This is a genomic window from Halobacillus sp. HZG1, assembly GCF_035818575.1.
Classification (GTDB): domain Bacteria; phylum Bacillota; class Bacilli; order Bacillales; family Halobacillaceae; genus Halobacillus; species Halobacillus litoralis.
This window is the reverse complement of the sequence record NZ_JAYLVQ010000036.1, coordinates 1-9,803: the sequence shown is the minus strand read 5'-3', so window position 1 is coordinate 9,803 and position 9,803 is coordinate 1. Positions and strand designations below refer to the sequence as shown.

General features: G+C 45.9%; 10 protein-coding genes. 6 read left to right on the top strand and 4 right to left on the bottom strand.

The genetic code is table 11. From position 1 onward, the window contains the following. Positions 1 to 146 precede the first annotated feature (146 nt). The gene (locus VKA52_RS04900; protein ID WP_326314407.1) at positions 147 to 677 is read right to left on the bottom strand and encodes a hypothetical protein; all 531 of its coding nucleotides are present in this window, start codon (positions 675 to 677) and stop codon (positions 147 to 149) included. 249 nt (positions 678 to 926) lie between these two features. Here VKA52_RS04900 and VKA52_RS04895 point away from each other — a divergent pair, with 249 nt between their 5' ends. The 4 genes from VKA52_RS04895 (at position 927) to VKA52_RS04880 (ending at position 4,457) form a co-directional block, all read left to right on the top strand. Continuing rightward, positions 927 to 1,544: a Type 1 glutamine amidotransferase-like domain-containing protein gene (locus VKA52_RS04895; protein ID WP_326314406.1), complete on the top strand. Its 618-nt coding sequence runs from the start codon at positions 927 to 929 to the stop codon at positions 1,542 to 1,544. Positions 1,545 to 1,698: 154 nt separating this feature from the next. Further along, on the top strand, positions 1,699 to 2,265 hold the full coding sequence (locus VKA52_RS04890) for a copper resistance CopC family protein (RefSeq protein WP_326314405.1): 567 nt from the start codon (positions 1,699 to 1,701) through the stop codon (positions 2,263 to 2,265). After that, entirely contained in the window at positions 2,262 to 3,332 is a 1,071-nt protein-coding gene (locus tag VKA52_RS04885; RefSeq protein ID WP_326314404.1) for a copper resistance D family protein, read from the top strand. Before VKA52_RS04890 ends, VKA52_RS04885 begins: the two co-directional genes overlap by 4 nt. 111 nt (positions 3,333 to 3,443) lie before the next feature. Next, positions 3,444 to 4,457, top strand: coding sequence for a DUF1835 domain-containing protein (locus VKA52_RS04880; protein ID WP_326314403.1), 1,014 nt, complete (start codon positions 3,444 to 3,446; stop codon positions 4,455 to 4,457). Positions 4,458 to 4,505: 48 nt separating this feature from the next. On the opposite strand, the gene VKA52_RS04875 is transcribed toward VKA52_RS04880, so the two are convergent. Next, the gene (locus VKA52_RS04875; protein WP_160912781.1) at positions 4,506 to 5,087 is read right to left on the bottom strand and encodes a GNAT family N-acetyltransferase; all 582 of its coding nucleotides are present in this window, start codon (positions 5,085 to 5,087) and stop codon (positions 4,506 to 4,508) included. 113 nt (positions 5,088 to 5,200) lie between these two features. Here VKA52_RS04875 and corA point away from each other — a divergent pair, with 113 nt between their 5' ends. Further along, on the top strand, positions 5,201 to 6,151 hold the full coding sequence (gene corA / locus VKA52_RS04870; protein ID WP_326314408.1) for a magnesium/cobalt transporter CorA: 951 nt from the start codon (positions 5,201 to 5,203) through the stop codon (positions 6,149 to 6,151). Positions 6,152 to 6,778: 627 nt separating this feature from the next. Here the strand turns inward: corA and VKA52_RS04865 are convergent. Then, complete coding sequence (locus tag VKA52_RS04865) at positions 6,779 to 7,168, bottom strand: SET domain-containing protein (protein ID WP_326314401.1); 390 nt, start codon at positions 7,166 to 7,168, stop codon at positions 6,779 to 6,781. A gap of 200 nt (positions 7,169 to 7,368) precedes the next feature. On the opposite strand from VKA52_RS04865, the gene VKA52_RS04860 reads away from it, so the two are divergent. Further along, on the top strand, positions 7,369 to 8,892 hold the full coding sequence (locus VKA52_RS04860; RefSeq protein WP_326314399.1) for a BCCT family transporter: 1,524 nt from the start codon (positions 7,369 to 7,371) through the stop codon (positions 8,890 to 8,892). A gap of 45 nt (positions 8,893 to 8,937) precedes the next feature. Here the strand turns inward: VKA52_RS04860 and VKA52_RS04855 are convergent, their stop codons facing one another. After that, the gene (locus tag VKA52_RS04855) at positions 8,938 to 9,501 is read right to left on the bottom strand and encodes an FAD-dependent oxidoreductase (protein ID WP_326314398.1); all 564 of its coding nucleotides are present in this window, start codon (positions 9,499 to 9,501) and stop codon (positions 8,938 to 8,940) included. Positions 9,502 to 9,803: the final 302 nt, after the last annotated feature.

The window sequence follows — 9,803 nt, the reverse complement described above, 5'->3', positions numbered from 1 at the left end:
GGTGAGACCCCACAGGACGCAGTCCGAGGAGGCTCACCGCGCTCCCGCGGAAAGCGAGTTATTACCCGCAGCCCCCATCCACTTAACAAAAATCTCGAAACTGAGTCTTCAAACCTGCCATATAGTTTTATAGACGGCGGTGATACCTACGATAGAAACTGATCATTAAATGTGCGGATCGTTTCTGTCAGGGCCTGCATTTTTTCCTTGTCCGATACTGTGAACGATTCTTTTTCAATAATGTATTGCACATCGGAATGGATTTCTTTTAAAGCAGCCGTAATCTCCTCTACCTTGTCTGATTCCTCATTTGTAAATGATTCCTTAGTAATCACCGATCGAAGCTTGAACAACTCATTCGAATAATTACGGAAATACCCTTTTTCCAATTCACTCGATCTCTCAGCTGCATTCAATAATCTTTGATTGCCGGTCAGTTGCTGGAGGCTGCGGGTGAGTAATGTCTCTGCGTAGAAATTCGCTTTTTCATCTTCTTCGCTATGATACGAGTCAAAAGATAGGATGACGTCTTCAATACGAAAAGGAAGTTCGGACACAGCAGAAGTGGCGGCATCTCTCGTAAACGTATCGATTTCTGAGGACCTGGTTGTATCGAACCAAAGATAAGCGAAAACGATGCTGGTTAGTAAGAAGATTCCTGTAAGAATTTTGTACATAGGTAACGGGCTCCTTTTTGCTATCCTTCATTACTCGTATCGTATCATGTAGAACGTCTGCATGTTTACATAAAGAATTGAGTATTTCGTGAAGCTTTGAAATAATTGGAAAAAGTGAGTGGGAATTCAAGTTTGCCATTCCAGTACGATATGTCGTAGCTCTTTGTCCTTTTTCTTTATATGAGGAAGCGTAAGTGATTGGACTGTTTTTCTGTCGAACATGTTTCATAAAAGTAGAGGTGTAGTGGAATGGGAACTTTAATTCTTTCAGGTGGAGGAAGCGCGAAGCAGAACAAGGAAGCTCATAAAACGCTCGCAGAAAGAATGGACAAGGACAAACCTCTTTTGTATATTCCTGTAGCTGGTGATCCTGTGCGGAGGCCGCATGAGGAAAGTTTCTGTTACATAAAAAGATGTCTGATTCCATATGGTGTGACTCAGTTTGAGATGTGGACTGATCTTAATAATCATTCAGTCGTGGATATTCAGACGTTCGCAGGTATTTATATCAGCGGAGGGTGTTCCTTGAAGCTGCGAAGATTGGTGAGCGAAAGTGGTTTCTCCAGTGCTCTCTCTGAGTTTTACAAACGAGGCGGCATCATTTTCGGGCAAAGTGCAGGAGCTATCCTTTTAGGAAATGATAGAGCAGGATTACATGAAGGTCTGAATCTTGTAGAAAATTACAGGATATGGTGTCACTACAAAGCTGAAATGGAGGGGAAAAGCTCTTTTTTGAGCGACAAAGAGAGTAGTCGAATCCTTGCAATGGAAGATGGTGGATCTGTACTCGTTTCTAATGGTCGCATGATAAGGATCAGCGGTAATAGTTATACTCTTCAAGAAGGCAGGAAAACGTCAATCGAATAATCCTTGAAACGGATTTATTCATCCTTTGTGTTCACCGAATTGTCCGTTTTTTCTTCTGGAATAACTACCTTTGCTCTGATATAAATTAGAGGGGGAGTGAACCAAAATCCCTTTTTGTACGTAACCATTATAAAAGAGTAAAGGAGCAGAAATCATGAAATATATATCCCTGTTATGTTTATTAGTCGTACTTGCCCTGCCGGTGACGGTCGAGGCACATACACATCTTGAAAGCTCAGAACCTGAATCAGGAGGTGCGTTATCATCAGAAAACCCTGGTGTCACACTGACCTTCGATTCCAAAGTTCAGGAGCCTACAACCTTAACGGTGACGGGGGAGAATGGAGAAGAACTCCAAATAGACAACTATACCCATTCCCCGGATAACGTGATCGCATTCAACATTCCCGAAGAAGCAGCTGGTGGAGACATTGAGGTCTTTTACAGCATCATCGGCGAGGACGGGCATGTCATGGAAAATCAGTTGACGTTTCAATATACAGTGAACGACAAGGCGTTTGAACCTGAAGCATCTGAGACAGAGGAACCGGAAGCAGCTTCAGGAGAAGGTGAAAATGCGGAAGGAGAAGAGTCTGAAGATCAGCAGGTGGCGGCATCTGAACAAGGGAATGAATCAATGGTCTGGATTGTACCGGTACTTGGATTTGGCCTTCTAATTACTGCTGTGCTCGTATTCCTGGGGATCAGGAAAAAATCATGATTCATGCGTTAACGAATGGAGCTTTCTATGCTTGCCTCTCCATTCTCATCGGTGCAAGCCTCTTGTCTTTTACTGATGAAAAGCTTGCCCAACGTAGAAAAACATGGACTACGATCACTCTGTCTGTACCTGTTTTAGCTGTCTATCCAGTCATGCAGCTGGCAGCCATGCTGCATGAATATCGAGAAGGGGGCTTATGGGAGAGTTTATTTCATGTTCTTACCCAGTTAAAAGGGGGACAGGCCTGGCTGCTATTATTGTCCCTGGCTGTCCTTCATGCCATCGTCCTGAACATGATCAAAAGCCCAAAGGTCGCCTACTCATTCAGTTTATTCATCCTCGTCGGGATGATCCTCACTCAAAGCATAACGGGTCACGCTGCGAGCACCGCGTCTGTTCAAGGAGCACTTTTTCATGCGATTCATTTCATGGCTGTCGGCGTATGGTCCGGTATACTCCTCGTTGTCAGCTTTTTTTCTGAGAGGGAAAACCACTGGGAGTCTTTTGTTGGCTGGTTTACAAAGACAGCCATCGCGTGCATCGTATGGATTGTGTTGACAGGTGTCGCTATGAGTTTTCTTCTATCAGAAAGTATCCTGGATTCGTGGATGCTATCTTATGGCCAGGCGCTGTTGATCAAACACCTCCTGTTTGTGGTCCTCCTGCTGTTTGCTTTCATCAATGGTTTTCTCATGAAGCGTCTAGTAGCAGAGGATGCTGACTTCTCACCCAAGCGCTGGTGGAAAGCGGAGAGTCTTCTCATTGTTTTCATCTATACGATTACAGGATATATGACCGAACAGGAAACCCCGCATAATATTGCGCAAACGTTGGAGCGTCAGGAACCTTCTGTCCTTTTCCGTGTATTCACGACAGTGGAAGGGGCGGGCCCTTTGACCTTCGCTCCGAATCTGATCGGTCTATCCTCTCTCGCTTTAACTGTTATTTTCCTTTTATTTACCGGGGTGATGATCAGGCGGAATTCGCTGCCAGGTACTTTTTTTGTCAGTGCCATGGTTGTATGGTCTTTATATCTTGGTCTTATGAGCAGTGTATCCATGAATTAAACGGACACCTACAGAGGTGTTCGTTTTTTTATGGAATGAAACTTTTCTATTTCTTTATCCGTAGGAAGAGGAAGTCATGAAAGGAATTTCAATGGATAAGGAGAGGGAATGATGAATGCATCGAGCAAAAGAAAACTGGAAGCATTAAAGGAGGATGAACTCCGCGCCATTTTACTCCATCAGTGGTCGCTCTTTTCTTATGTAGAAGAAGGGAAGATTTCTGAAAGTGAGTGGCTCAGTCAGGTAAAAGAAATGAAGAATAGAACGGAACAGGTCTGTGATGAACGTTTGCATCCTTTCCAAACAGAAGAGGGCAAAACCATCGAACGCGTTCATATCGTCTTTAGTGAATCTGCGAAAGGTTCATTGCAGATTGCTCTGAAACAAAGAGAGACAAAGGAAGAAGTTCTGGCTCTTTCTCCGATGTTTTCTATCGGGCCGATACAGCACTTGGACAAAGAAGAGGGGATCAAGAAGCGGAAAGATTGGCTGTTTGCCCATCTGATTATGGATGATGAAGAGTGGATCCATATGGAAGAAGATTTATTGAGAATCATGGATGAACTAACATCCATTCCAGCGAATGTGCCTCTCACGATATGGGTCGGGACCAATGCCCATGAACAGACAGGTCTATGTTTTGTGATGCACCTTTTGAAAAGTAAAACCAACCCGATCGATCTTGTTCAAGTAACGGATGCTCTAGATTTTCCGCTTCACACAGGAGAATTGTCCCCAGACCGTTTTGTGAGTTTGTTGCCTTCAAGGAATCCTGTGTCTAAAGAGAGCATGGAAGCCTATCAGGAAGAGTGGCGGACGTTATCAAATGAAAATACAAATCTTCGGATCTTTGAGAACGGCATACACTCGACATCTGAAGACCATTTTGATGGAATCCTCATCCAATCGTTGGAAAAGCTTCAGCGCGAGAGTGAGGATGGTGACTACATAAAAGCCGCTCGATTAATCGGAGAGGTGCTGGGGCATTCGTCCCAAGTCGTCGGGGACAGCTTTTTGGAGTATCGTGTCCGTAACCTTGTTTTGCAGGGGGAATTTCAAATGAGAGGTGTACCGAGGGGAATGAGGTATTACGAGGTGAAAGGCAAAACCCAATCAGTCGTATAGAACGGCAGAAAAAAAGAAAACGCCTGGCTGTTCGGGCCAAGCGTTTTTTTACGCGCGTTTCATCCATTCTTCTCTAAGGACTCCCATGCGGATCGAATCATAAAACTGCCCTTCGTAAATGCGGCATTTCCTTAACCGGCCTTCGACTTTCATCCCGAGTTTTTCACCGACACGCATCATCCGCTCGTTTTTGGACCATGTCGTCAAACCGACACGGGCGAGAGGGAGCGTGCGGAAAAGGTAGTCCACCCAAATCTCAAGCGCTTCCGATCCGTAGCCGCCGTTCCAATAGTCAGGGTCATAGATGCCGATCCCGACTTCAAGCCATAGGGAAGGTTTGTGTTCCCAGTAATACGTGACGGTTCCGATGGTTTTTCCATCCACTTCGATGATGAGTCGTGAATCGGGTTCGTTTGGCCCGAGCCTGTGGATACGGGCTTTTTCATGACTGCGGTAGCTTTCGAGTGTATGAGGCTCCAGCGGATAGTAGGGGGCATCCCATTTCTTCCATTCCGGTTGGTCGCCGTTGTAGATCAACTGGTACAAAACGGGGATATCCTTCTCGGTGATTGCCCGCAATGTCACTCGTTGTCCGTTCAATTGTTCATCACTTTTTAATCGTTGCAGCATCCGCGTGCCTCCGTTCCGTCTTTTCTTTCATCGTACCATAAGTGAGAATGGTTGTTTGAATATTTTCGTTTACGGTTATAAAAGAATAAGACGTACATAGGTAGGTGAAACGCATGATTGAGGTTATGGCTTATAGCAAAGAACGAGGACTGCAAGATGATCTTTCCATCGAAGAACTTTCCAGTGGGGACTGGGACTGGTACTGGGTCGACTTCAATCAGCCTTCTGAAGGGGAAGTGACACTATTAGAGAAAACGTTCGAGTTTCACCCCTTGGCGGTGGAAGACTGCCTGCACGGACTGCAGCGCCCGAAGCTCGATTATTATGATGATCACAGCTTCATCGTCGTTCATTCCGTAAATCCGCAGACGCTTGAGCGGGAGGAAATCGATGTGTTTCTCGGCGAGTGTTCGCTCGTCACTTTTCACAAGGAAAAGAATGAACCCTTGGAACAAGCGAAAAAGATTGTCAGAAATACGAAACAGCATCAGGATGTCGACGAATATTATGTCTTTCATCAGATCCTCGATAAAGTCGTCGATCATTACTTCCCGATCATTTATAAAATTGAGGACCATATCAACGAAATTGAAGATAATACGAAAGACTTGTCTATGGAAAGGCTGCTTGAGGAATTGTTCGATCGCCGCAGTGAACTGCTGACGTTGAGGCAGACGATCCACCCGATGAGGGATCTGTTGTACCGAATATTGAACACCCGGCATTTGGACGGGGTTTTCGATCGGAGAGAGTACTTTGCGGATATCCATGACCATCTGATCAAAGTGGCGGACATGGTCGCATCAAACAGGGAAATGACCCAGGATATCCGGGACAGCTACCTTTCCTTGAACTCCCATGAAACGAACCGGACGATGCAGATTCTCACCGTCATCAGTGTCATCTTCATGCCGCTGACATTCATTGTTGGTGTGTATGGCATGAACTTCGCCAACATGCCGGAGCTGCAGACGGAATACGGCTATTTTGTCGTATGGGGGATCATGATTGCTGTAGCGGTTGCGATGTTCATCTGGTTCAGAAACAAAGGCTGGTTTGATTGAATGAAGAGACGTAAGACGGAAGCCACCAAGGCGGTTGGCTTCCGTCTTTTTTCGGTCCAGAGGATGAGGGGAAATCACACCAAGGGCTGTTAGAAAGAGAGGCGGGGCGGTCTATACTTAGAGTAACAACAAAAACGAAGGAGATGACCGGAATGATCAACGTCTTTGAAGTCTCTACAGATATCCAAGAGCGCCGCCCCCGCTGAATATATAGAACGAAACGCTCGCGACCTCGATCGCGAGCGTTTTCTTTGTTGAGCGTATTTACATAGAATCTGCTTGTGAGCGGTTTTGCGCATTTATCCGTTGCTTTTGAGACTTTATCGATTACTTTTAAGCTTTTATCGGCGGGTTTGAGCATTTATCAGTATGTATCTCTCTGAGACAGAAGGCCGAATCGTCTCCACCCTTTACCCTCCGTCCTTTTTCAGACCAGAGGATGAAGGCAAATCACACCAACGGCCGTTAGAAAGAAATGGAAAGCGCTCTATACTTAAAGTAACAACAAAACAAAGGAGATGACCGGAATGATTAATATCTTTGAAATCTCTGTTGATATCCAGGAGCGCCGCCCTCGCTAATAAAAAAGGTCGTGACACTAGTCACGACCTTTTTTGATATGATTCATTATGATTCTTCTTCGTACTGGTCGAACCAAAGAAGTTCTTGTTCATCAACAAATCCATTGTAGTTGATGTACACTTCCTCATCTGCTTTGATGTCTTTGTAAGCATAAAAGTCAAACGTGTGTGTTTCGAAATTGATGACATAGTTAGCATTAGGCTCATAGGAGTGGTTGAACATCATACCGTATCCGAGCACGAAAGCGGTGTGGTTCTCGCCATATTCAAACGCATAATCAGCCAGGCGGGTTTTTTCAATGTGCACGTGTTCTTCATTCGGATAAGGAATCACAGGAGCCTGGTGGATGAGTTCGTTTTTGGCAATATCCCTTTGCGCGAAAATACCGCGGTTCAATTCTTCGTTTTCAAGTGTAGACGTACGTACTTCAATCATCGTCTTCACCTCCATGATTTTTTCTTCTATAAAAGCGGTCCGTTCATACGGAGTATCTTTACTATCTTTAACTATTCAAGTCTGACAGGTATGGCAAGGGAAAGCAACTTTATTATTTTTCAGTTTCCTCCACGAGAATAGGAAAAGCAGTGGGAAAGATACTATCTCTAACAATCTTTTTTGGAAGGGATCGCTTACAGATGAAAAAATTCAATACCGTTTTCAAAATCTCAGCTGGAATCATGCTTGTGCTTGTGATCATCGGTGTGGTCTGGCCGGAAGGTTTGGAACAGTCGACCACAACCGTCAAAGGCTTCATCGCCAACAAACTGGGCTGGTATTATTTGATCGTCGTCACTCTCTTTGTGCTCGTCTGTCTTACGTTCCTTTTTACCCCGCTTGGGAGAATCAAGTTAGGGAAAAAAGGGGAGAAGCCCGAGTTTTCGCGTCCAACATGGATTGCGATGCTCTTCAGTGCAGGCATGGGAATCGGGATCGTGTTCTGGGGCACGGCAGAACCGATCAGTCACTATGCCCTCAGTTCACCCACAGGGGAGACTGGAACCGATCAGGCCATTAAAGACGCGATGCGGTTCACTTTCTTCCACTGGGGCATCCATGCATGGGCGATTTACGGCATCGTTGCCCTCGTGCTTGCTTATTTCAACTTCCGCCACGGCCATGCTGGTCTTATCAGTGCCACGTTGAAACCGTTGATTGGGGAAAAAACGGCAGAAGGGGTATTTGGGAAGGTGATCGATATTCTTGCCGTCATCGCGACTGTAATCGGTGTTGCGACAACCCTTGGATTTGGCGCCGTGCAGATCAATGGAGGACTTTCTTATCTTTTTGATATTCCGACCGGTATTGTCGTTCAATTCATTATCGTCGCCATCGTCACCGTTTTGTTCATGATCTCTGCGTGGACAGGTTTAGGAAAAGGAATCAAAATCCTCAGTAATGCGAACATGGCGCTTGCCGGTCTTCTATTCCTTCTGGTATTCATTGTAGGTCCGACGATGTTCATTTTGAATATCTTCACAAGTTCCATCGGCGCCTATTTTCAATACCTGCCTACCATGAGCTTCCGGATCGCTCCACTCAATCAGGAAACAAGAGAGTGGATTAATGCGTGGACGATCTTTTACTGGGCGTGGTGGATTGCGTGGTCACCGTTTGTCGGTGTATTTATTGCCCGCGTTTCAAGAGGCAGGAGTATTCGTGAGTTCGTTTTCACGGTCCTGGTTGTACCTTCAATCATTGGATTCTTATGGTTTGCAACCTTCGGTGGTACCGCTATTCAACTGGAGCACAATGCCATTGATACGATTTCCTCTCTGGCTACAGAAGAATCATTGTTTGGTGTATTCTCGAACGTGCCGCTCGGATGGCTGGCTTCCATTGTCGCGATGACGCTGATTGCCACCTTCTTCATCACATCGGCAGATTCCGGGACCTTTGTCCTCGGGATGATGACAACCGGTGGTTCTGAAACGCCGGGAACATCGATCAAGCTGACGTGGGGAGGATTGTTATCGGCAACAGCCCTGGCTCTTCTTTACACAGGTGGACTGCAGGCGTTGCAGAATACGATGATCATCGCAGCCCTGCCATTTTCGATCATCATGTTGATGATGGTCATCAGTTTTGTTAAGGCGATTTACAAAGAGGGGAGAGAACTCGGTGTCGGACGGTTCAACCCGCCAGATGATGAAAAATCATAAAGCAAGCCCCCGGTCTGAAAAAAGTCCGGGGGCTTTGTTTTCTTCTTATTTACCCAGCACATCATGATCTACATAACGCTTGCCGTTCAATTCACTGATGACGTTGATGGCGACTTTCGCTCCGTCCCCCGATGTGACAATGGTATGGACACTAACACCAGCAACGGTTCCGGCAGCCCACACTTTTGGCTTCGATGTACGTCCATGCTCGTCGGTCTGTATGATCTTCGCCACACGTGGTTCGATTCCTTCAACGACATCCAGCCTGAATGATTCAGCTGCCTTGACTGACATCCCTGTCGCAAAAATGACGTGCGAGGCTTCATAACTGCCTTCGGATGTTTGAATGACATAGAGTTCTCCTTTTTCTTCAATGGAAACGACATCATCCTGAACGATTTCCGCTCCGAATTTCTGGGCCTGTTTCTGGCCCTGCTCCAACAACTTCGGACCTTCGATAGGGTCGACGCCGTAGTGGTTTTCAACCCAGGCTTTTGCAGTAATGCTTTTCCCGTTATCAAAAAGAATCGTTTTCTTTCCGGCTTTTGCAGTGAAAAGTCCGGCACTGGCACCAGCAGGCCCGGCACCGATAATCGCTACATCGTACATCCAACCACTCCTTTTTTGTAATCTCTCTTCCATTATATCTGAATCTTCCGCCTTTTTAAATTTTGGCAGCAAGGTAATGAATGCTTATTAAACAATCTGGCAGGATTGTGGAAAACTTGATTTCGAGACTTTCGTTGGAGTTTAGGGGCTCCGGGAAAAGGTTCGCTTTCCGTGGGCGAGTGATGAGCCTCCTCGAGCTAACGCTCTGCGGGGTCTCATCTACCACGCACTTCCCACAGGAGTCTCACCGTTTCCCTCCGCCCCTTTGCCATATGAGGTTCTCGAAATCCCTCTTATATTAC

Bases quoted from the DNA above. Each gene is read 5' to 3' on its own strand.
- VKA52_RS04900 (WP_326314407.1), bottom strand. From the start codon at position 677: ATGTACAAAATTCTTACAGGAATCTTCTTACTAACCAGCATCGTTTTC.
- VKA52_RS04885 (WP_326314404.1), top strand. From the start codon at position 2,262: ATGATTCATGCGTTAACGAATGGAGCTTTCTATGCTTGCCTCTCCATT.
- VKA52_RS04895 (WP_326314406.1), top strand. From the start codon at position 927: ATGGGAACTTTAATTCTTTCAGGTGGAGGAAGCGCGAAGCAGAACAAG.
- VKA52_RS04875 (WP_160912781.1), bottom strand. From the start codon at position 5,087: ATGCTGCAACGATTAAAAAGTGATGAACAATTGAACGGACAACGAGTG.
- VKA52_RS04880 (WP_326314403.1), top strand. From the start codon at position 3,444: ATGAATGCATCGAGCAAAAGAAAACTGGAAGCATTAAAGGAGGATGAA.
- VKA52_RS04860 (WP_326314399.1), top strand. From the start codon at position 7,369: ATGAAAAAATTCAATACCGTTTTCAAAATCTCAGCTGGAATCATGCTT.
- VKA52_RS04890 (WP_326314405.1), top strand. From the start codon at position 1,699: ATGAAATATATATCCCTGTTATGTTTATTAGTCGTACTTGCCCTGCCG.
- corA (WP_326314408.1), top strand. From the start codon at position 5,201: ATGATTGAGGTTATGGCTTATAGCAAAGAACGAGGACTGCAAGATGAT.
- VKA52_RS04855 (WP_326314398.1), bottom strand. From the start codon at position 9,501: ATGTACGATGTAGCGATTATCGGTGCCGGGCCTGCTGGTGCCAGTGCC.
- VKA52_RS04865 (WP_326314401.1), bottom strand. From the start codon at position 7,168: ATGATTGAAGTACGTACGTCTACACTTGAAAACGAAGAATTGAACCGC.